Origin of the sequence: Gordonia sp. SID5947, from assembly GCF_009862785.1 — a bacterium.
GTDB lineage: Bacteria > Actinomycetota > Actinomycetes > Mycobacteriales > Mycobacteriaceae > Gordonia.
Map to the genome: position 1 here is coordinate 3,717,174 of NZ_WWHU01000001.1, position 21,680 is coordinate 3,738,853.

The 21,680-nt window shown below is 67.1% G+C and carries 22 protein-coding genes; 15 read left to right on the plus strand and 7 right to left on the minus strand.

Annotated elements, in window-relative coordinates:
* Positions 1–263 precede the first annotated feature (263 nt).
* On the plus strand, positions 264–698 hold the full coding sequence (locus tag GTV32_RS16960) for a hemophore-related protein (protein ID WP_161061305.1): 435 nt from the start codon (positions 264–266) through the stop codon (positions 696–698).
* 65 nt (positions 699–763) lie between these two features.
* Here the strand turns inward: GTV32_RS16960 and GTV32_RS16965 are convergent, their stop codons facing one another.
* Entirely contained in the window at positions 764–1,330 is a 567-nt protein-coding gene (locus GTV32_RS16965; protein WP_161061306.1) for a nitroreductase family protein, read from the minus strand.
* 10 nt (positions 1,331–1,340) lie between these two features.
* Positions 1,341–2,891, minus strand: coding sequence for an MFS transporter (locus GTV32_RS16970; protein WP_161061307.1), 1,551 nt, complete (start codon positions 2,889–2,891; stop codon positions 1,341–1,343).
* Positions 2,892–3,053: 162 nt separating this feature from the next.
* On the opposite strand from GTV32_RS16970, the gene GTV32_RS16975 reads away from it, so the two are divergent.
* Positions 3,054–3,779: a TetR/AcrR family transcriptional regulator gene (locus tag GTV32_RS16975; protein WP_237421572.1), complete on the plus strand. Its 726-nt coding sequence runs from the start codon at positions 3,054–3,056 to the stop codon at positions 3,777–3,779.
* Here GTV32_RS16975 and GTV32_RS16980 read toward each other — a convergent pair.
* On the minus strand, positions 3,727–5,199 hold the full coding sequence (locus GTV32_RS16980) for an MFS transporter (RefSeq protein ID WP_161061309.1): 1,473 nt from the start codon (positions 5,197–5,199) through the stop codon (positions 3,727–3,729). The two genes, GTV32_RS16975 and GTV32_RS16980, sit on opposite strands and share 53 nt — an antisense overlap.
* A gap of 174 nt (positions 5,200–5,373) precedes the next feature.
* Between GTV32_RS16980 and GTV32_RS16985 the strand changes: the two genes are divergently transcribed.
* Entirely contained in the window at positions 5,374–6,003 is a 630-nt protein-coding gene (locus GTV32_RS16985) for a TetR/AcrR family transcriptional regulator (protein WP_161061310.1), read from the plus strand.
* Positions 6,004–6,027: 24 nt separating this feature from the next.
* Here GTV32_RS16985 and GTV32_RS16990 read toward each other — a convergent pair whose 3' ends face one another.
* Positions 6,028–7,146 carry a hypothetical protein gene (locus GTV32_RS16990; protein WP_343287453.1) on the minus strand — a complete coding sequence of 373 codons (1,119 nt, stop codon included), beginning with the start codon at positions 7,144–7,146 and terminating at the stop codon, positions 6,028–6,030.
* A 416-nt stretch (positions 7,147–7,562) separates the two neighbouring features.
* Here GTV32_RS16990 and GTV32_RS16995 point away from each other — a divergent pair, with 416 nt between their 5' ends.
* From GTV32_RS16995 to GTV32_RS17020, 6 genes are all read left to right on the plus strand, one after another.
* Positions 7,563–8,828: an aspartate kinase gene (locus tag GTV32_RS16995; RefSeq protein WP_161061311.1), complete on the plus strand. Its 1,266-nt coding sequence runs from the start codon at positions 7,563–7,565 to the stop codon at positions 8,826–8,828.
* A gap of 2 nt (positions 8,829–8,830) precedes the next feature.
* Complete coding sequence (locus GTV32_RS17000) at positions 8,831–9,856, plus strand: aspartate-semialdehyde dehydrogenase (RefSeq protein WP_161061312.1); 1,026 nt, start codon at positions 8,831–8,833, stop codon at positions 9,854–9,856.
* 128 nt (positions 9,857–9,984) lie between these two features.
* On the plus strand, positions 9,985–10,461 hold the full coding sequence (locus tag GTV32_RS17005; RefSeq protein WP_161062588.1) for a gluconokinase: 477 nt from the start codon (positions 9,985–9,987) through the stop codon (positions 10,459–10,461).
* 93 nt (positions 10,462–10,554) lie between these two features.
* Positions 10,555–11,853 (plus strand): lipase family protein, encoded by a 1,299-nt coding sequence (locus GTV32_RS17010; protein WP_161061313.1) that lies wholly within the window; start codon positions 10,555–10,557, stop codon positions 11,851–11,853.
* Positions 11,854–12,002: 149 nt separating this feature from the next.
* Positions 12,003–13,397, plus strand: a complete 1,395-nt coding sequence (locus GTV32_RS17015; protein ID WP_161061314.1) for a hypothetical protein — start codon at positions 12,003–12,005, stop codon at positions 13,395–13,397.
* Positions 13,398–13,437: 40 nt separating this feature from the next.
* On the plus strand, positions 13,438–14,088 hold the full coding sequence (locus GTV32_RS17020) for a hypothetical protein (RefSeq protein ID WP_161061315.1): 651 nt from the start codon (positions 13,438–13,440) through the stop codon (positions 14,086–14,088).
* Positions 14,089–14,218: 130 nt separating this feature from the next.
* On the opposite strand, the gene GTV32_RS17025 is transcribed toward GTV32_RS17020, so the two are convergent.
* A complete protein-coding gene (locus tag GTV32_RS17025) occupies positions 14,219–15,526 on the minus strand; it encodes an amidohydrolase family protein (RefSeq protein ID WP_161061316.1) in 1,308 nt (435 codons plus the stop codon).
* Between the two features lie 7 nt (positions 15,527–15,533).
* Positions 15,534–16,502 carry a 2OG-Fe(II) oxygenase family protein gene (locus GTV32_RS17030; protein ID WP_237421912.1) on the minus strand — a complete coding sequence of 323 codons (969 nt, stop codon included), beginning with the start codon at positions 16,500–16,502 and terminating at the stop codon, positions 15,534–15,536.
* 325 nt (positions 16,503–16,827) lie between these two features.
* Here GTV32_RS17030 and GTV32_RS17035 point away from each other — a divergent pair, with 325 nt between their 5' ends.
* The 4 genes from GTV32_RS17035 to GTV32_RS17050 all read left to right on the plus strand — a co-directional run bounded on the left by GTV32_RS17035 (position 16,828) and on the right by GTV32_RS17050 (position 18,982).
* The gene (locus GTV32_RS17035; protein ID WP_161061318.1) at positions 16,828–17,268 is read left to right on the plus strand and encodes a Fur family transcriptional regulator; all 441 of its coding nucleotides are present in this window, start codon (positions 16,828–16,830) and stop codon (positions 17,266–17,268) included.
* Between the two features lie 95 nt (positions 17,269–17,363).
* The gene (locus tag GTV32_RS17040) at positions 17,364–17,795 is read left to right on the plus strand and encodes an organic hydroperoxide resistance protein (RefSeq protein WP_161061319.1); all 432 of its coding nucleotides are present in this window, start codon (positions 17,364–17,366) and stop codon (positions 17,793–17,795) included.
* Between the two features lie 55 nt (positions 17,796–17,850).
* Entirely contained in the window at positions 17,851–18,330 is a 480-nt protein-coding gene (locus GTV32_RS17045; protein WP_161061320.1) for a DNA starvation/stationary phase protection protein, read from the plus strand.
* 187 nt (positions 18,331–18,517) lie between these two features.
* Positions 18,518–18,982, plus strand: a complete 465-nt coding sequence (locus GTV32_RS17050; RefSeq protein WP_161061321.1) for a hypothetical protein — start codon at positions 18,518–18,520, stop codon at positions 18,980–18,982.
* A gap of 7 nt (positions 18,983–18,989) precedes the next feature.
* Here GTV32_RS17050 and GTV32_RS17055 read toward each other — a convergent pair whose 3' ends face one another.
* Positions 18,990–19,937, minus strand: coding sequence for a helix-turn-helix domain-containing protein (locus tag GTV32_RS17055; RefSeq protein WP_161061322.1), 948 nt, complete (start codon positions 19,935–19,937; stop codon positions 18,990–18,992).
* A gap of 82 nt (positions 19,938–20,019) precedes the next feature.
* Between GTV32_RS17055 and GTV32_RS17060 the strand changes: the two genes are divergently transcribed.
* The gene (locus GTV32_RS17060; protein ID WP_202421829.1) at positions 20,020–20,202 is read left to right on the plus strand and encodes a hypothetical protein; all 183 of its coding nucleotides are present in this window, start codon (positions 20,020–20,022) and stop codon (positions 20,200–20,202) included.
* A gap of 83 nt (positions 20,203–20,285) precedes the next feature.
* On the plus strand, positions 20,286–21,626 hold the full coding sequence (locus tag GTV32_RS17065; protein ID WP_161061323.1) for a DUF2252 domain-containing protein: 1,341 nt from the start codon (positions 20,286–20,288) through the stop codon (positions 21,624–21,626).
* The last annotated feature ends 54 nt before the right edge of the window (positions 21,627–21,680 follow it).

Here is a 21,680-nt window from a genome sequence, read left to right on the forward strand (position 1 = left end):
GGCACTGTACTCCTCACCGGGCGCGCCGATCAAATGATGCCGGAACCCGCGCCGCCCGGGCACAACCGGCGGCTACCGATTCCGGCATGCCGGTGCAAACCGGGCAAAAGCGCGCTGACCAGCAGATCCTCTGCGCGGACTGTTGGGTGATTCTCAGTCCTGTCTCATACGCCGCCGCTAGTTTTCCACGCATGCCCGGTCCGTCGCGGCCGTGCATGCCACGCGACGGCTCTGCCGTTCGACCGACAACGAAGGATGTGTACATGACTCATTCCACTCGCCCCGGTAAGCGGTTTGCCCGCGGTGTCGCCTGCAGCGTCGCAGGCGCCGGCATCGCATCGGCCATCGCGGTCGGCGGTGTCGCGACCGCAGCACCGGCATCGCCTGCGCCGCACACGAGCGTGCCGGGCACCAAGTGCACGGTGTCGCAGGTCGAGAACGCCTTGTCGAAGCAGGACCCGGCCCTGTGGAAGCGGATCGACAGCAACCCGAAGCTGAAGAAGCACTTCGAATCGGCGATGACGATGACGAAGGAGCAGAAGCAGGCCAAGCGCTCCGAGTTCCGCAAGAATCACCCGACCCGTGCGTCGATCCGACAGTTCCTGAAGGATCACCACGTCATGCCGCCGATGCGCGCGGAGATGAAGAAGAACCACGAGGCCATCAAGAAGGCCAAGGCGACCTGTGGTCAGTACTGATCCCTCGCGCGCCTCGCCCCTCGCCGATCGGCGCGATCCTGTGCCCGATCGGCGGGTTCGGCGTGCTACGGGGTGTCGAACGCGTGACCCCAGGTCTCGCTGAACGCCACCTCGCCGAGCGGGAGACGGGTCCGCGGCTTCTCGTCACGTTCCCGGATCTCCGGCGCGACCGCCGCCGGGTCGGCGATCTTGCCGACGCCCAGCAGCACCAGCGGCCGGCGATCGTCGGGGATGGCGAATCGTTCCCGAGCGCGGTCGGGAACGAATCCCGCCATCGGGTGGCCGTTGTAACCGAGGTCGGCCGCCTGCAGGATCATCTGGGACACCGCCAGGCCGGTGTCGACCGCGGCATAGGTGCGGGCCTTCTCGTCGTCGGGTTCGGCCGCGGTGCAGACCAGGATGAGTGCGGCCGATGCCGGTGCCCATCCGGCGTTGCCCCGCGAGAGGACGTCGGTGATCGCCGAGAAGGTGTGATCGCCGCGGATGCCGACGATGAACCGGATGGGTTGCACCCGTCCCCACGTCGGCGCCCAGCGGCCGGCCTCGAGGATGGTGACGACGTCGCTGGTGGTGATGGTCGCAGTCGGGTCGTAGCCGCGCGCGCTCCAGCGGCCTTCGATCAGCTCGTGCACGCAGCCCAGGCTAGCGGCGATCGCCCGCGTGGGCGTGTTCCGGCGTCGCCGGATCCTCCGCGGTGCGCTCGCGCATGACAACCGTCAGCACCACCGCGAGCACACCGAGGGTGATGACGCTGGCCAGCGACGCGGCATGCATTCCGTCCACGAACGCCGTCTGCGCGGCGCCCGCCAATCCTGTTCCGTTGTCGCCCATCTCGACCGCGCGGTGCAGGGTGTCGCCGAGCGTGTCACCGAAGTCCCAGCCGTCGGAGTTCTCCCGGAACACCAGGGTTGCCAGCGAACCGAGCAATGCGAGGCCGAGTGCCGTGCCGAGTTCGAAGCTGGTCTCGGAGATTCCCGACGCCGCACCGGACCGCTCCACCGGGACCGACCCGACGACCACGTCGGAGACCAGACTGAACTGGATGCCGTAGCCGATGCCCGCCACCGACGTGCACACGAGGTAGATCCACAGCGGGCTGGACATCGACAGGGCGAGGAGACCGAGATTGCCGACCGCGGCCAGCAACACCGACCCGACAAACGCCGCGCGCAATCCGAGCGCCGCGACCACCCGGGACGCGCCGATCGAGAAGACGGCCACCGCGACCGCCATCGGCAACCCCGCCAGCGCCGCGGTGAGGACGTCGAAACCGCGCACCGATTGCAGATAGACGCCCGTGAGGTACGACATCCCGCCGAGTGCCATCATGCCGACCAACGCGACCGAGACGGCCGCGCTGAACTGCGGATTCCGGAACAGGGCGAGATCGAGCAGCGGCGCGGCCACCCGGCGCTGATGGGCCAGGAACAGCGCGAGCATCACCACGCCGAACACGCCGATCGCGACAACCGTCCCGTTCACCCCGTCGGCAGCCATCGTCTTGACGGCATAGACCAGCGGCAGGATGCCGAGCATCGAGAGCGCCACACCGACGACGTCGAACCGGGCGGTGTTGGGTGCGCGGTATTCGGGCACCAGGCGTGGGGCGGCGACGAACAGCACAGCCAGCACCGGCACGTTGATGAGGAACACCACGCCCCACCAGAAGTGGTGCAGGAGCACGCCGCCGATCACCGGGCCGAGCGCGCTGCCGCCGGCGAATGCGGCCGTCCACACGCCGATCGCCCTGGCCCGGTCGCGTGCGTCGGGGAACATGTTGGCGATCAGCGAGAGGCTCGACGGCATCAGGGTCGCGCCGCCGACGCCCATCAGGGCGCGTGCGGCGATGAGCACCCCTGCGGTGGGCGCGAACGCGGCGATCACCGAGGCGACGCCGAACAGTGCGGCACCGGCCAGCAGGATCCGGCGACGACCGAGTCGATCGCCCACGTTGCCCATCGTGATGAGCAGGCCGGCGATCAGGAATCCGTAGATGTCCAGAATCCAGAGCTGCTGGGCCGCGGACGGGTCGAGTGCCTCGGTGATCGCCGGAATGGCCAGGTAGAGCACCGAGAAGTCCATCGACACCAACAACACCGGCAGGGTGAGGACACCCAGTCCCCACCACATGCGTCGGTCGGCGCCGGAGGGATTCCGTCGGCGCTGATCTGACGATGGGATGAGGGTGGACATCTCGAACTCTCCTGGAACTCGTAAACAGTGGCGACGGCGCACGCTGCTCAGGGGCCGCGTACGCCGTACGCCTCGAAGGGTACGAGTATGAGTACGCTGTACGCAAGTGATTTGTTCCCGCAGGTGTGCCTTGCGGACGCGACCAGGGAGAGGAACCGAGGTTTGCCGCCTGAGGAGAGATCGGCCGCCGACAGATCCGCGGTCGGATCGAAGCTGACCCTTGCGGCGATCGTCGACGCCGCGATCGACGTCGCCGACCGCGACGGCATCGGCGCGCTGTCGATGCGCAGGATCGCCGACGAACTGGGTGTCGGCGCGATGTCGTTGTACCGGCACGTGGACGACAAGGATGCGCTGCTCCAGCAGATGTCCGAGGAGATCGGCCGGCGTTTCCCGTATCCGGTGAACACGGCGCCGTCGTGGCAGGAGCGCGTGCGGATCGTCGTCGAGATCGACTGGGAGTTGTATCGGCGTCATCCGTGGGTGGTGCTTGCGTATTCGTCCCCGCGGCACAGCTTCGGCGACGAGTCGCTGCGCTGTCTCGACTGGTTCGCCGCCGGCTTCGTCGATCTCGGTGTCGACCTCGTCGAGGCCACCGGGATGGCACTGGCGGTCTGGACGCATGTGCACGGGGTGGCACTGGTCGCCGTCAGCGACGACCTACTGCGCACCGAGAAGCCTTCCGAGCGCCCGGACGGACTCGAGGATCTGATCGGCGGGCGGAGCAAGGCCGCGGCGCCGCATCTGTCCGAACTGTCCGGATGTGACACGGCGCCACGGCTTCTCGACCCTCGATCGCGCCTCGACGACGGGATCGCCTATCTGTGTGCGGGATTCACCGCACAGGGGCGGGTACCGTTGCCGTCGCCCGGCGCTCCCCCTGGGTGATCGCCATCAGCACCGCGCCCGCGGTGAGCAGGACGGCGGCCGTGAGCACCGTGACGGTCATGCCGTGCGCGAAGGTGGTGCTCGAGGGTGTCAGACCCCGTGTCGCGGCGCCGAACACGGCGACCATGATCGCGAGGCCGACGGTGCCGCCCAATTGCTGTGCGGTGTTGACCAATCCGGATGCCGCGCCTGCGTCGTCCGGGTGCACACCGCGGAGCGCCGCGGTGGTCAATGCCAGAAAGGCCATCCCGCCGCCGGCACCGATCAGCACGAACGGACCCAGCAGGGCGAGGTAGGGCGTCTGGGCATCGAGGGTGGTCAGCCAGTAGAGGCCGGCCGCCGCCACCGAGAACGCGGTGATCAGCAGGGTGCGGGTGCTGAGCCGGCCGACCAGGACGCGCGCGGTGAGCTGGGACGCGCCGAAGGTGGCCACCGTCATCGGGAGATAGGCGACGCCCGTCGCCAGTGGGCCGTAATGCAGGACCTCCTGGAGATACTGGGTCAGGAAGAACATGATGCCCATGAATCCGGCGACCATCACCAGGCGGCCGAGGTGAGCCGAGCTGCGAGACACGCTGGCGAACAGCCGTAGCGGTGTGATCGGTTGCGGTGCACGGCTTTCGGTGTACACAAAGCCGAGCAGGAAGGCCGATCCGAGGATCAGCGCGACGATCGTGACCGGCGTCGACCACCCGTGTTCGGCTGCGTTCACCAGGCCGTAGACGACGGCACCGATGCCTGCGGTGGAATACAGCGCACCCTGGAGGTCGAAAGCTCCGGGCTGGGCCGCGGTCCGGGGAAGCGACAGGAGGCCCGCGACGATCACGACCGCTCCGATGGGGACGTTGACGAAGAACACCCAGCGCCAGTCCAGCCACTGGACGAGTGCGCCGCCGAGCACGAGGCCGAGGGAGAATCCGCCGATGGACACCGCGGTGAACAGGGCCAGCGCACGAGTTCGTTGATTCCCCTCCGGGAAGCGGGTCATGAGCAGGGCCAGCGCGGCGGGTGCGGCCAAGGCTGCGCCGACACCTTGAAATGCCCGGGCCACCAACAACATCGACGTGTCGGTGGCAAAGCCGCCGAACACCGATGCCGAGACGAACAGGCTGAGCCCGCCGAGGAAGGTGCCCCGACGGCCCAGGATGTCGCCGAGTCGGGCCCCGAGGAGTAGTAGACCGCCGAAGGTCAGGGTGTAGGCGTTCAGTACCCAGGACAGGCTCGACGTCGAGAAGCCAAGGGACCGTTGTATATCCGGCAGTGCGACGTTGACGATCGTGGCGTCCACCACCACCATCAGCTGGCATCCGAGGACCGCGAGGAGAACCAGTGCGTCGGTGTTGATCCGTGATCGCACCCGCTGGGCCAGGGATGGCTGCCCGGGAATCCGGATGCGTTCGAGTGAGGGCGAAAGAGACATTGATGAGCTCTTTTCGAGTAGGGATTGTGGAGTACACTCAGCGGTGAAACGGAAGCTTCCTCCGATTAATATACGGAGGATTCCTCCGTTTAGCAACAGCAGTGCCGATGAATCCGTGTCCGCCGATGTCACCGCGACGTCCCGGGCACGCGAAGAGCGTGAGGAGTGGATGTCGTGGGCGCCCGATCTCGTCCTGCCGCGAAGGCCGTCGATGAGGAGACGAACCCTCCGGCACCGGCGTCCAAGCGGCCCACGCGTGCCGATGCGGCGCGCAACTACGACAAGCTGGTGGCCGCCGCGCAAGACCTCTTCGCCACCGAGGGCACCGACGTCGCGTTGGACAAGGTCGCCGCCGAGGCCGGGGTGGGGGTCGGGACGCTCTATCGCCACTTCCCGAACCGCACGGCGTTGCTCGAGGCGACTTTTCGCAGCTATTCCGCACAGATCGTGGCCGATGGCCGCCGTCTGCTGGACACCGAGTCCGCCGTGGCCGCTCTCGAGAGCATGTTCGCCGCGTACATGGCGACGGCGGGCACCAAGCGTGGGATGCGAGAAGCGATCATGGTCGCGGTCGGCAACGACGCACCCGTGTTCGAGGAGACGCGGAACAACTCGCGGGACTTGATGACCGCCATCCTCGAATCCGGACGTCGTAGTGGAGACTTCCGCGAGGATGTGGAACCTGCCGACATCACGCGTCTGATGGGCGGTCTGTCGATGACATGCGTGGCCGAGGACACCGAGGAGACGCGCCGGAGATTGATCGGCGTGGTGCTCGACGGCCTGCGTCCGCCCAGGAGCTGAGCGGCCGGTCCTGGACCGAGGCTCCTACATGGCGTGCGGATACACCGTCAGCATGTGAGCTCCGAACCACGCGCTGCCGATGACGACCGGCACCATCGTCGCGATCCCGACGGCGGGTCGCCAGCGGGCAAGGACCATCGCGACCGGTACGAGCAGGACAAAGGCGGGCAGGAGCAGGCGGGCGCGGCTCATCATCAATCCGCTCGACAGCACGATGGATGCGATCACGAGCGCCCCGTACAGCAAGACCGGCCACGGCAGCCGCGACCACGCCGCGATCACCAGCATCGCCACCGTCGACAGGATGATCCAGGCGGATGCGACCGGCGCCACCTCCCCGGCGTGCGTGAGGGCGTCGTTCACAAAGGTGAAGGTGGCATGACCCCAGTCGAATTCGGTGCCCCAGCCTTCGGTCTGGATCCGGAACCAACCCGTCGGCGATCCGGTGTGGGCCCAGACGACGGCGAGATAGCCGAGGTACCCGAGAGGGCTGATCACCACCGCGGCCCACGCCCGCCAACCGTCGCGGCGCGCCAGCAGGGCGGCCAGCATCACCACCCCGATCAACACCATCGCCGTCGGTCTGCTTGCGCCGGCCAGACATGCGCAGATGCCGGCGAGCAGCCAGTGCCGCTCCAGGACGCCGATCAGGGCCCATACGGCCAGCGCGCAGAACAACGCTTCCGTGTATGCCATGTTCAAGACGACCGACATCGGGGTCGCGGCGAAGAGGGCGACGAGGAACAATCCGGTGCGGCGGGGGCTCGCGGGTCCGATCGGGGACTTCGCGGCCATCGCGCGGGCGCACAGCGCGCCGAGACGCGCGGCGCCCACTGCGGCGATACAGCCCAGGAGCAGATTCACCGTGATCGCCGCCCCGAAGGGGGTGACCAGCGGCAATCTCGCCACGCCGCCGACCAACATGGGATAACCGGGGAAGAAGGCGTACGCGGTGTCGGCGGTATGCAGCCCGCGGGCGTCGGTCTGGGTGAACGGGACGTCGGCGTATCCGTATTCGGCTATCGCCACCATCCACTTGCCGTCCCACAACCACAGGGTGTTCCCGAGCGTGGTGTCGCGTAGCTGGGCGAAACGGGCGAGCACCAGGATGCCGACGGCCCGGATCGCGAGGAACAGGAGGATCGGCTCGAGCCAGGTCCGGACCGGCGTCCGAGTGCGTGATGTCGGTCGGGACGGCCGGTCGTCGGAGCGCTTCGCTGTGGTTCGTGGGCCCGATCGACGGTCATCTGGCTCGCGACGACCCGCGGGGGTCGTGCCGACGTCGGTTCCAATGGCCACCTGAGCGATGTTAGGGCGATGGACGGTCGGCGACCACAACCCCGCGCCGCTGCGGAGGCGAGTCGGACTCTTCGCACGTCCAGAGCTCACGCCGACGTCGTGTCTGGCCTGCGTGAACAGCGCTCGATTCGGGCGCATACGGCGCCGCCGGTAAGGTGATGCCCGCAAGGAAGGCCCCGAAAGCTCAATCGGAGACCGATCCCGAGCAGGGGCGATGCATCCGAACCGATGCATCCGACAATCCCGGAAGGTGGTTCGACGTGGCACTCGTTGTGCAGAAATACGGCGGATCGTCGGTCGCGACGGCCGAGCGCATCCGTCGGGTCGCCGAACGCATCGTCGAGACCAAGAAACAAGGCAACGACGTGGTCGTGGTGGTGTCCGCGATGGGCGACACCACCGACGAATTGCTCGACCTCGCGAACCAGGTGTGCCCCGCGCCGCCGGCGCGGGAGATGGACATGCTGCTGACCTCGGGCGAGCGAATCTCCAACGCGCTGGTCGCCATGGCCATCAGCTCCCTCGGTGCGCAGGCGCAGTCGTTCACCGGCTCGCAAGCCGGCGTGATCACGACCGGCACCCACGGCGCCGCGAAGATCATCGACGTGACCCCCGGTCGTGTCCGCAGCGCACTCGACGACGGCAAGATCGTCCTGGTCGCAGGCTTCCAGGGTGTCTCTCAGGACACCAAGGACGTCACCACACTCGGTCGCGGCGGCTCCGACACGACCGCCGTCGCGCTGGCCGCGGCACTGAAGGCCGACGTCTGTGAGATCTACACCGACGTCGACGGCATCTACACCGCCGACCCGCGCATCGTGCCGAACGCCCGCCACCTGCAGACCGTCTCGTTCGAGGAGATGCTCGAGATGGCGGCGTGTGGCGCGAAGGTCCTGATGCTGCGCTGTGTGGAATACGCACGCCGATACAACGTTCCCGTTCACGTGCGCTCGTCGTACTCGACAAAACCCGGCACCATGGTCGCCGGCTCGATGGAGGACATTCCCGTGGAAGAAGCGATTCTCACCGGAGTTGCACACGATCGCAGCGAGGCGAAGGTGACGGTGGTCGGGCTCGACGACAAGCCGGGCTACGCCGCCAAGGTGTTCCGGGCCGTCGCCGAGGCGGACATCAACATCGACATGGTGTTGCAGAACGTCTCCAAGGTGGACACCGGCAAGACCGACATCACGTTCACGCTGCCGCGTGAGCTCGGCCCGACCGCGGTCGAGAAGCTCACCAAGCTGCAGAAAGAGATCGGCTTCACCGAGTTGCTCTTCGACGACCACATCGGCAAGGTCTCGCTCGTCGGTGCCGGGATGAAGAGTCATCCCGGTGTGACCGCGACCTTCTGTGAGGCGCTCTCGGACGCGGGCATCAACATCGAACTGATCTCCACCTCGGAGATCCGCATCTCGGTTCTCTGCCGTGACACCGAACTCGACGACGCCGTGCGCGCACTGCACCAGGCCTTCGATCTCGGTGGCGAGGAAGAGGCCGTCGTCTACGCGGGAACGGGGCGCTGATCATGGGAGCTCGGATCGGCGTCGTCGGCGCCACCGGTCAGGTCGGCGGGGTGATGCGAACCCTGTTGGCGGAGCGCAAGTTCCCGGCCGACGAGGTGCGATTCTTCGCATCGTCGCGGTCGGCGGGCAAGAAGCTGCCGTGGGGCGACGGCGAGATCGTCGTCGAGGATGCGGCGACGGCGGATCCGTCCGGCCTCGACATCGCGCTCTTCTCTGCGGGCGGCACGATGTCGAAGGAACAGGCGCCGCGGTTTGCCGCGGCGGGTGTCACCGTCATCGACAATTCGTCGGCCTGGCGCAAGGACCCCGAGGTGCCGCTGATCGTGGCCGAGGTCAACGGCGATCTCGCGAAGAATCCGCCGAAGGGCATCATCGCGAACCCGAACTGCACCACGATGGCGGCGATGCCGGTACTCAAGCCGTTGCATGATGCCGCGGGTCTGCAGCGCCTGGTGGTCTCGTCGTATCAGGCGGTGTCGGGCAGCGGGTTGGCCGGCGTCGAGGAACTGGCGGGACAGATCCGCGCCGGTGCCGACGATGCCGAGAAGCTGGTGCTCGACGGCGGTGCGGTTTCGTTCCCGGAGCCGGTCAAGTACGTCGCGCCGATCGCTTACAACGTGGTCGCGCTGGCGGGTTCACTGGTCGACGACGGCTCGGGTGAGACCGACGAGGACCAGAAGCTGCGGAACGAGTCACGCAAGATCCTCGACATCCCCGGGTTGCTGGTCAGCGGCACCTGCGTGCGCGTGCCGGTGTTCACCGGTCACTCGCTGTCGATCAACGCGGAGTTCGCCGAGCCACTCTCGCCCGAGCGGGCGCGGGAGATCCTGGCCGGCGCGGCCGGTGTGGAGGTGGTCGACGTGCCGACACCGCTCGACGCCGCGGGCAAGGACGTCTCGCTGGTGGGTCGAATCCGTCAGGATGAGGGCGCACCCGAGGGTCGAGGCCTGGCGTTGTTCGTATCGGGTGACAACCTGCGAAAGGGTGCCGCGCTCAACACGATCCAGATCGCCGAGCTGCTGGTCTGACGGCCCCTTCGTGGCTCGCTTCGCTCGCACCTCAGGGAGCGGGGTGGGTGAGTGTGCCGGATGGTCCCTCCGATCCCTGAGGAGCGAGCTTGCGAGCGTCACGAAGGGCCACGCCCCCGGTGGTCGTGATGGGTGTTTCCGGTTGCGGGAAGTCCACCGTCGGCCGAGCGCTGGCCGACCGCCTCGACGTCCCGTTCGTGGACGGCGACGACCTGCATCCGGAGTCGAACATCGCCAAGATGGCCGCCGGCCACCCCCTCGACGACGCCGACCGTCTCCCATGGCTCGACGAGGTCGGGACATGGCTTGCCGACCATGCCGACGGTGGCGTCGCGAGTTGCTCGGCGCTGCGGCGCGCATACCGGGATGTGCTCCGTGCGCATGAACCGACGGTCTGGTTCCTCCACCTCGATGGATCCGCCGACCTGATCGCCCGCCGCCAGGCCCACCGTCCCGGACACTTCATGCCGGCTTCCTTGCTGACGTCGCAGTTCGCGACCCTGCAACCGCTCGGCGACGACGAACAGGGCCTGACGGCGGATGTGGCCCGAGACGTCGACGACCTGGTGGCCGCAGCCGTCGAGACACTGCGGCGACGTGACTGAGGTGCTGACGCGCTGACCTGCGCCTTCCGATCATCGCCCCGAACGATGGCCCGGGTCACCTGACCAAGTTACTGTGCGGTAGCTTACTTCTCCATGAGGAGAACCTGGGGGAATCTGTTCGGTAGGTCGGGACGTCGTTCGACGTCGACGCATCGATTGGCGGCCGTCGTGACGACCGGCCTGGTCGCTGCGGCCGGTATCACGATCGCGTCGCCTGCGGCATCGGCGGCCGGCGACTTCTACACGCCGCCGTCGTCTTTCGCGGCCGAACCCGGTTCGGTCATCCGCAGCCAGCCCAGCCCGCTGCTTCTGCAGATACCCGGTGTGAAGAATCAGTGGCCGGGGACCGCCACCCGCGTCATGTACACCTCCAGCTACCAGGACGGGACGCCGGCGCCGGTCACCGGAACGCTCGTCGAGCCCACCGCGGCATGGCGTGGAAAGGGTGAACGCCCGACGATCGTGCTCGGTCCGGGCACGGTGGGCCAGGGCGACCAGTGTGCGGGCTCGAAACTCATGAGCTTCCCGCTGTCCATCGACCCGGCCAAGCCGAGTATCGCGGTGAACTACACCGCACTCGAACTCAACCTGTTGCTCATCAACGGCGTGCGGGTGTTCATCACCGACTACATCGGGATGGGCACCCCAGGCATCCACACCTACGTCAATCGTCGTGAGTCGGGTGCCGCCATGCTCGACGGCGCCCGTGCCGCGCTGCGCCTGTCCAAGGCGGGGGCTGACGCGCCGGTCGGTTTCTCCGGTTACTCGCAGGGCGGCGGCGCGGCGGCGTCGGCGGCGGAGATGGCCGCTACATACGCGCCTGACCTCGATGTGAAGGGGACCTATGCGGGCGCTCCGCCTGCCGACCTGGCGAAGGTGATCGATCGCATCGACGGCACCTTCATCGTCGGCGGGATCGGCTATGCGATCAATGGTCTGACCGCGCGGTACCCGGCGCTGGGCCCCATCCTCGATCGGGAGACCACCCCGGCAGGCCGTCGGGTGCTGTCCCAGGTGGCCACCCAGTGCATCGGTGACACCGGACTGGCCTTCGGCTTCCAGCGCACCAACCAGTGGACCAGAACCGGTGAGCCGCTCTCCCGGGTGATCGACCGCAACCCGGAAGCCAAGAAGGTGGTCGACGAACAGCGGATCGGCACCTTGCGCCCGAATGCACCGGTGCTCCTCGAGGGCGGCATCAACGACGATGTGATCCCGTACGGGCAGGTGGCCCAACTGGAGCGGGATTGGCGTGCGCAGGGAGCGGATGTGCGGATGGTGACCAACGGCATCCCGCCGATCTTCCCGGGTCTCGTCGTCAATCACGCGCTGCCGATGGTCACCACGCTGTTGCCGGCGACGAACTTCCTTCTGGGAGAGTTCAACCGCTGATCGGATCTGACGGGTGCCGGGAGCATCATGACCGAGATGCTTCCGGCGCCCAGCGAAATGTGATTTGCTGTCGCGGTGTCGTGGGGGTGTAGAGCGTTGCGCGGTGGTCGTTCTCGGTGGTCTGCGGTTCTCGTCGCGGTCCTGCTGACGTGGGGGCTGCTCGGGGGTCGGCGCAGGCTGCGCCCTCGGCGCCGTCGCCGTCCACGGGTGTCGGTCCGACCGGAACCTCGCTCATGCACGGGGATCTGTGGTCCACCGACTCGACACCGTTCCCCGGTCCGGGCCGGCATGCCCGGCTCGCGGCATCGTCGGTACCGGGGGGTGCCTGCGCCGCAACGTTCGTCGGGCACGACGGGATGCCGGTGTCGCTCTGCACCCAGTTCGTCGGGACCGCGACGAATCGGCCCGCTCCCGGCGCCGGACCGCCGAACGTCGTCGTTCCGACGGTGACATTGTTCGATCCGGCGACCGCGGCCCCGCTCGCGCGGCTGCAACTCGCCAAGGGCGGGCTGCTCGGTGGCGTCTACGGCTACCTCGACGACCACGACCGAGTGGTGGTGGCCGACGGTTCCGGCGCCATCCTCCGTGTCGCGCATCGGAAGACCTCGCGGGGGTGGCAGGTCCATGTCGACGACCGGATCGACGTTGCCCGGCACATCCCGGCCGGCGATGCGATCACCGGTTTGGCGCCCGACTTCTCCGGGCGGATCTGGTTCGCGACCACCCGGGGTGTGGTCGGGACGGTGGACACGGCGAAGAACGTGCGGTCGATGCGTCTTCCCCGGGGTGAGGAACTCGGCAACGGGTTGTCGATCCGCGCGGACGGCGCCTCCGTTCTCACCACCCATGCGCTCTATGAGATGCGTGCGGGCGCGAGTGGCGTCCCACATGTGGTGTGGCGTCGCGCCTACGACCGCGGGTCCGCCCGTATGCCCGGCCAGTTGACCTGGGGATCCGGCACCACGCCGACGTACTTCGGGCCGGGTGGCGATGGCTGGGTCGCCATCGTCGACAATGCGCGTCGCCCACAGCTGATCGTCTACGACAGTGACACCGGCTCGACGGTCTGCCGGATGCCCGCGTTCGACCGGTCCGGGCAGGGAACCGAGAACTCGCCGATGGCCTGGGGCGACTCGCTGGTCATCCCGAGCACCTACGGGTACCAGTACCCGCCGATGGCGGTCACCGGACCGAGCGTGCCGGCGAACGCGCCGTTTGTCGGGGGATCGACCCGGATCGATGTCTCGTCGCACGGATGCCGGCGGATCTGGGAGAACAACGACCGGCTCGCGACACTGCCGCGACTCTCACGTGCCGACGGCCTCATCCACGCGCTCGGATACGGGCCGTACGTGCCGGGAACGATTCAGCAACTCGGACCCGTCGACTACGTGGCCACCGACTTCGCGACCGGACGCCGGGTGCGGACCCTCCAGGTCGGGACAGCGCCTGTCGACGAACCGCTGGAGCTGACGGGCACCATCGCGCCGGACGGGACGATGTGGCAGGCGACGGTCGGCCGGATGCTGAAGATCGAGCGATGACGACGCAGGCTCGGGATGCGGTGCGTGGGACAATCGCCCCATGACCCAACCCGACGACCCCGATCGCATCCCGTCTCAGGCCGAGCTCGACGCGGAGGACCTGGCGGAGATCGCGCGGAGTTCGCGGGACCGGGACCAGGCGAATCTCTATCCGCCCCGAGACGCCGATCCGGGACCCGCACCCCTGGCATTGGCCTTGCATGCGCGCGTCGCGTTCTGGGGCGCGGCCGTCGCCGGGCTGGTCAGCGTCGTCTACGGCTTCGTCAACCTGGGGCTGATCACCGATGTCCTGCGGCAACGACTACTCGACGGTGTCGTCGACGACCCGCGCAACGCCAGCCCTCAAGATCAGGTCGATCCCCTGGCCGGCTTCTTCCCGCCGTTCATGCTGATCATGATCGTGGTGTTCCTCGTGGTCGAGTACGCATTGCTCGTCGCCGCGGCGCACTATCGCAGCCGCAACTGCCGGAACTTCTTTCTCGCCGCCGTGGTGGTCAATCTGCTGTGCATCCCGATCGGTATCGATCTCCTGTTCCGGTACCCGGAGGTGTGGTCGGCGATGGTCGTGATCTCGTGGGTGCAGTTCGCGTTGCTGATCGTCGCGGCGGCCTTCACGCTGCGCCGCAGCGTCAACCAATGGCTCCCGGAATCCACCCGGATGCGTCCGACCAAGATGCTGCGGGCGCGGTGATCTCGATACGCCGCCTCGCTTCGCTCGGGGCTACTCGATCGGCGGTTGAACTCTTCGGTCGCTCGGGGGCGGGGGCTACTCGCGATAGGTGACTTTCCCGGTCGGTGGGGTGGGGCGGCAGCCCGGTAGGTCAGCCGAGCGCGAGCAGTTCTTTGGTGAACTCCCCCTCGTCGATCCGCGTGCTGCGGCCGTCCTCGACGACGATCTGTCCGTCGACCATCACGGTGTCGACGATCGAGCGCGACCCGGTGGTGAGCAGGGATGCACCCGGGTCCCGCACGGGCAGCGTCGCATGGTCCCGGTCGAACCGGATCAGGGTCAGATCCGCGGGCGTACCGACCGTCACGCCGCCGACTACCGCGGGCAAACCGAGGGCGAGGTTGGCTCCACCACAAGCGATGTCGAGCATCTCGGGAAAGCCGAGCAGATCTGCACGCTGGTGTACCGCTCGCTGGAGGTAGGACGCGATCCGGAACGTCTCGAGCATGTCCTGGGTGTCGTTGCTGGCAGCGCCGTCGACGCCCAAACCCACCATCATGCCGCGATCGAGCATCGCGGGTACCGGCGCGACACCGCTGCCGAGACGCATGTTCGAGATGGGGTTGTGGGAGACCGCGACGCCGCGTTCGGCAAGAATGCGCCGGCCGGCGTCGTCGAGTTCGACGCAATGGACGGCGAGCACGCGGTCCCACAGGAAGCCGTTGCGGTCCAGATACTCGACTGCACCCGTCCCGACGTGCTCGAGGCACATACGGTCATCGGTCGGTGTCTCGAGCAGATGGATCGACACCGGCAGATCCCGCGCCTGCGCGAACTCGCGAAGGGTCACCATGCCGCTCTCGGTGATCGACCGCGGGTTGGGCACCGCGAGCGCGAGCGTGATCGGCGCGTCATCGACTTGAGCGCGCAGGTGTTCGACGTGATCGAGCACGTCATCGAGCGGTTGCATCAGGCGTGGCTCGAAGCCCCATCGTCGCGAGGCGTCTGCGCGATCGGCGACACCGCGCCCCAAGACGGCACGAATCCCGGTGTCGCGCAGGGCCTGGAGCACCGCACCGTGCACCTCGTCCGAGGGATGCGGCCACATGTGCTCGACGACGGTGGTGGTGCCCGTCCGGAGCGCTTCCAGGCAGGCCGACACCGCGGCGAGGTAGGCGCGCTCAGGTGTGATCGCGACGGATTCCTCGCCCACCGCCAGCAGCCACTCGAGGAGTGGGGTGCATTCGGCGATCCCGCGCATCAACGACTGCTGGAGATGCGTGTGAGTGTTGACGAATCCCGGGATCAGGTACCGGTGCCCGCCGTCTGCGGGCGCCGGTGTGTCGGTGATCGAGGCGACCATGCCGTCGGCGATACGGACATCCTGATGCGCGCGCCACGCTCCGCCCGAGTAGACGGTGACGTCGGTGAACGATGGAGAGTCGGGTGGTGTCAGCACGTCTGACCTACTTCGCGAAGTTGGCGGCGATCCGCTGGGCGATGTAATCGCCCCCGGTGACGGGCGGGTACTTGCCCTCCGCGCTCTCGATCACCGCGTCGGTGTTCGCCTGCGCGAAGTACGCGATCGAGTAGCGCGGGCCGGTGTCCTCACCGCGGCGCGGTGGTCGCACGCGGTGGAAGTTGGACGGGAGCCGGTCGTCGGACCACCGCATCAGCATGTCGCCGATATTGCAGGTGATCGCGTCGTCGGACGGTTCGACCGGAGTCCAGGCCTGGCCTTCCGCCTCGGCGCCGGGCAGGACCTGCAGGCCGCCCTGGCCGGTCCGCTGGAACAACAGGGTGAGCACGTCGAAGTCCGTGTGCGCACCCGCACGCCACGCGGTGTCCGTGTCGAGCAAGTCCTCCGGAAAGGCGTAGTAGTGGAGCAGGCGAAGCGTGCTCTGGTACGTCTCGGCGCTGGGATCGTGTGCCCGGGTGAAGAACTCGCTGTCGAAGCCGAGCCTGGTGGCGAAACATCCGAGCAGATCCATGGCGAGACGCCAGCACTTGTGTTCGAACTCGAGGATCGTCGTCCGAAAGCCCGCGAGTTCGGTCTCGGAAGGCCAGAGCCCGGCCATCCTGGGCAGTGTCAGCTGATAGGACTCCTTCTGATCCGGTGTGCCCACCGAGGGGCGGACCTGAGAAGTGTGCTCCCACCCGGCGTTCTGCCCCTTCTTCAGCGGGTACTGCGCCTTGACGTCGGCAGGTAACGCGAAGAACCGGGCGGACATGTCGAAGGCGCGGGCCACGTCACCGAGGTCGATGCCGTGGTCGACGACCTGAAAGAATCCGATATCCGTTGCCGCGGACCACAGTTCCTCGGTGATCTGCTCGCGACGGGATTCGAGATCGGCGAGGCTGATGCGGCGGACCTCGCGTTCGCTGGTCTCGGTGCCCAGACCACCCATCGTTGCTTCGCGATTGAGTTCGGCCATCGCATAGGGCCGGCCATCTCGGGACGCGGCCACCTCGGGACGGCGACCGTCGGACAGTGCGGTGATGTCGGACATGAAACGTCTCTCTCGTGTGAGTGAGCCGCGTGCGCTTTTCGACGCGAAGCCTGAGAGGGGGCCCCGCGGACGCGAACAGTGGGAACTCGGCCCGCTGCTACACACGATCTCGTCCACGCAGATTAGGACACGAGGACGGGGAGCGCGACTCGACGGCGGGGGCCACGCGTGGATGAGGTGAGGCATGCCTCATTTTCTGGAGTTCCTCCAAGTTCTGGAGCTATTCCAGAAACGAGTGTAGTGTGGGGCCATGTCCGATCGGCACATGCTTCATCGACAACTGCGAGAGGCCGGTTTGCGCGTCACCGCGCCCCGGCTCGCGGTGCTGGAGATCTTGCATGAGCATCCGCATTCGACAGCGGACTTCGTGGCGGCCGGCGTCCGAGAGAGTCTCGGCGCGGTGTCCACGCAGACCGTCTACGACGTGCTGCGTGCCTGTACGGCGCGGGGATTGCTGCGGCGGATCGAGCCCGCGGGGTCGCCGGTGCGGTATGAGACCCGGACGGCGGACAACCACCACCACCTGATCTGTCGCGCATGCGGAGAGATCATCGACATCGACTGCGTGGTCGGCGAGGCGCCCTGCCTCGCCCCGGACCGCGACCACGGATACCGCGTCGACGAGGCGGAGCTCATCTTCTGGGGTATGTGCCCCAGTTGCCAAGTCGCAGAATCTGTTCCGATTCTGTGACTCTCGACGACGGCCGGAAATGAATACGGACCGAGAGCTGTTCAAGCAGTAGGCAGTTCACCGAAATGAAATCGACCCACGTGGAGGAGTCAACGATGGCAATCGACCCGGTGTACACAATTTCTTCCAAGGCATCCGGCGGAGGCCGCGACGGAGAGGTCGTCTCGGCGACCGGCCAGATCGATCTCGAACTCCGTCCGCCAAAGGAGATGGGCGGCAGCGGCGACGGGAGCAACCCGGAGGAACTGTTCTCCGCCGGTTACGCGGCATGCTTCCTCGGCGCGTTACGAGCCACGTCGAAGCAGGCCGGCACGCCGGTGCCCGACGATTCGACGGTCTCCGTCACGATCGGCATCGGTAAAGATCCCGCCGACAACGGATTCGGGCTGACCGCGGCAATCGAGGTGCACATCCCGGGCGTCGACCAGGCCACCGCCCAGAAGCTGGCCGACGGCGCGCACGCGTTCTGCCCGTATTCCAAGGCCACGCGCGGCAACATCGCGCAAACCGTCACCGCCACGGTTTGACCTCAGTCCCCCAGATGAGCACGGTTCCTGCCGTGCCGCGAAAGGAGTGGTGGAGTTGACCACCAAGACGCCCATCACCAGCACATTGACCGAAGAGCAGCAGACCGTCACCGGCCGGGCACTGCAGGACACCCTGGTCGATCTGATCGATCTCTCGCTGATCGCCAAGCAGGCGCATTGGAACGTCGTCGGCCGTCAGTTCCGTTCTGTCCATCTCGAACTCGACGAGCTGGTGACGGTGAGTCGCGAGTTCACCGATGCCGCAGCGGAACGTGCGACGGCGATCGGGGTCAGCCCCGACGGACGCGCCGAGACGGTGGCAAAGGACGCGCACACCAAGGGATTCGGCGAAGGCTGGACTCAGGATGCGGACGTGGTTGCGGCCATCGTCGACAACCTCAAGTCGGTGATCAGCGGATTGCGTGAGCGGATCGACGTCACGGAGAAGGCCGATCCCGTGACGCAGGACCTGCTGATCGGTATCGCGTCCAAGCTGGAGCAACTGCACTGGATGTGGCAGGCACAGGTGGCCTGACCACCCGGCCGCCGGCCCAGGCCGATGGCGGCCGTCAGTCCGGTCGCCGACGCGCGCGCCGTCCGCTTCGACGTGCATGGACACCCATGTACGCGCAGTGGGCGGCGCGCGTTTTGTCGTTTCCGGGGCGATCGTCCGGGTGTGACCGGGCGCACTCCGGCGATCGGGTCGCATGTAGCGTGTCAGCGTGGACAGTTGGGGAGCATTTGCGGGGCTGGGACTACTCGCGGCAGCGGTGAGCGTGATCGCGTTTGTCCGCTACCGCGCACAAGAGACGACCACCTTGCAGCGAGACGTCGCATTGGCGCGAGAACTCCGTGACCTCGCGGGCGGGGACGACGTTCGGGTGGCCGCCGTCGACGAGTTCGAGTTGGCCATCTACCAGCGCCTCTTCTATGCATCGGTGGTGGCGCCACGTATCCGGAGCGCCGCCTGGGCCCTGCTCGGGATGACCCTGTCGGCGGCTGCCGCGCTGGCGACCGGAGCGGGCGACGGCCTGGTGTACACGGTCGTCCACATCGTGGCCGTCATCGCCGCCGTCGGCTTCGGCGTCGCGGCCGTGGGCTTCGCCGCTCTGGCCGTCTTCCACACCGCCACCACGCCGCGGGTGTCGTTCGCGGATTCGTACGCGGATTCGACGGGGGCCGAGTAGCCGCTCGTCAGCGCGCGAACCGCTTCCGGTACGTGGACGGGGTGACGCCGACAGTGGCGTTGAAGTGATGTCTGAGCAGGGTGCCAGAGGCGAAACCGACCGAGCCGGCCACCTCGTCGACGGGCAGGTCGGTCGACTCCAGCAGTCGCCGCGCATGGAGGACGCGCTGTTCGGTCAGCCACTTGTGCGGTGAGACGCCGACCTCCTCGACGAATCGGCGGGCGAACGTACGGGTGGACATGTGCATCCGGTCGGCCAACACCTCGACCGAGATGTCGCGGTCGATGTGCTCGATGATCCACTCGAGAACCCCGGCGAAGCCGTCGGACTCGCATTCCGGTACGGGTGCCTCGACGAACTGACGTTGGCCACCGTCGCGGTGCGGCGCCACGACCATTCGGCGCGCGATTCGGTTGGCCACCTCCGGGCCGAACTCCTCGCGCACCAGATGGAGCGAAGCGTCGATGCCCGCGGCGGTCCCGGCGCTCGTGGTGATCGGCCCGTCGTCGACGAACAGGACATCGGTGTCGACGATCGCCGTCGGATACGTCTGCGCCAGTTGGGCGCCATATCGCCAGTGCGTGGTGCAGCGCCTCCCGTCGAGCAGGCCCGCGGCGCCGGCCGCAAATGCGCCGGTACACACCGTCAGCACGCGGCCACCGTTGCTGACCACGCCACGCAGGGTGTCGAGGATCTCCGGTGCGAAGTCGGGGCCGGAACTACCGCCGGGGATGGCCACGAGGTCGGCGTCGAGACAATCCTCGAGTGAGGCAGGGGGGATCACAGAGGCGCCGTTTCCGATGCTCAACGGCACACCGGGGTTCGGAGACGCGATCAGGAACTCGAACGGGGGCACGCCGTCGTCGGTGCGATCGAGCCCGAACACCTCGTTGACCACACCGAACTCGAACAGGGAGACCCGTTGGTGAAGCAGTACGGCCACCTTGTTCAACATCTCACCATTATGGCAGAAAATTTGTGTGGAATGTCATTCGAGCCACTGGTGGCGGAATCTTGGTGGAGAAATACTTTCAGTCATGAACGCCATCGTGATGATCATCCTGCTCGCCGTCATCGTCGTGCCCGCCGCGGTACTGGTCTATCGGGCCGACCGGCAGACCTCACATCTGAGCCGTGTGCCGTTCGGATTCGGTCCCGACTCGGAACGTATCCACGACGAACTGGTGGTGCTGAACCTCCGGCGGCGAGATTGCGCATGAACCGGAGTTGCGCTGCGTGAATCCGCGCCACGCACCGCGGCGGAGTGGGAGAATTCTCGTTCGGGGGAAACGAGGAGGCGCAGATGCCCGCGACGATTCCCGAGTTGGCGATCTGTCCGGAGCCGGCCGGGCGGGCCGATCCGGTGCAGATCTTGTCGGCGCAGGCGACGTCGCGGGTCGCCGAGTTGATCCCGGTACGCAATGCGCGGATGGCGGCCACTCCCTTCACCTTCTATCGCGGCGCCGCAGCCGTGATGGCCGCCGACCTTGCCGCGGTACCTGACTCGGGGGTCAACACTCAGCTCTGTGGGGACGCCCACCTGAGCAACTTCGGCTTGTTCTACACGCCGGAGCGTCGGATGATCTTCGACCTCAACGACTTCGACGAGACCAGTGCGGGCCCCTTCGAGTGGGACGTGAAACGGTTGGCGGCCAGTTTCGTGGTCGCCGCGCGCTCCAACGGTTTCGACGCAAAGACCGGTCGTGCGATCGCACGCGAGGTGGCGAAGTCGTATCGGAAATGGATGTTCTCCAGCGCAGACCTGTCGACCATGGATTGCTGGTACGCACGGATCGATGCCGACGAGCTGCTGGCCGAGGTCGGCTCGACGCTCGACACCTCGACCGAGGCTCGTACCGTCAAGGGTTTGCGGAAGGCTCGGCACCGCAACAGCGTGCAAGCCGTGGCGAAGCTCTGCGTGGTCGACGACGAGGGCAACATGAGGATCCGGAGCGACCCACCGCTCCTGGTTCCCATCGACGAACTCTTCCCCGATCACCAGGCCGACGTCGTCGCCGAACGCATCGCGGTACGGATCGAGGGGTATCGGTCGATGCTCCCGGACTATGTCCGTGCACTGTTCGATCAGTTCACCGTGGTCGACAGCGCGCGCAAAGTTGTCGGCGTCGGGAGTGTGGGGACCCGTGCCTGGATCGTGCTCATGCGGGGGCCTCAGGGCGACCCACTCTTCCTGCAGCTCAAAGAGGCGCAACGGTCGGTGCTCATGGATCATGTTCCGGTGCAGCCATATCCGAACCAGGGTCAGCGAGTGGTGGAGGGCCAGCGGTTGTTACAGGCGGCCAGCGACCTGTTCCTCGGGTGGACATCGGGATTCGACGAGAACGACGAGAAGCGCGACTTCTATGTCCGGCAGCTCCGGGACGGCAAGGGATCGGTCGTCGTGGAGGCATTGACCCCGGGCGAGATGAATCTCTATGCGCGCCTCTGCGGCCGCGTCCTGGCGCAGGCGCACGCGCGCACGGCCGACCGCTGGCCGATCATCGACTACCTACGCAGTGGGAAGGGTTTTCCCTCGGCCATCTCCGAATTCGCGGCGTCATACGCGGATCTCAACGACGGCGACCACGCCGCGTTCGTCGCGGCGATCGATCGCGGCGACGTGGCATCGGATGAGCTGCGGTGAGCCAGTGGGCAGAACGCGGTGATGGCTGACGGTGTACTCCGGTCGAACAGTGCG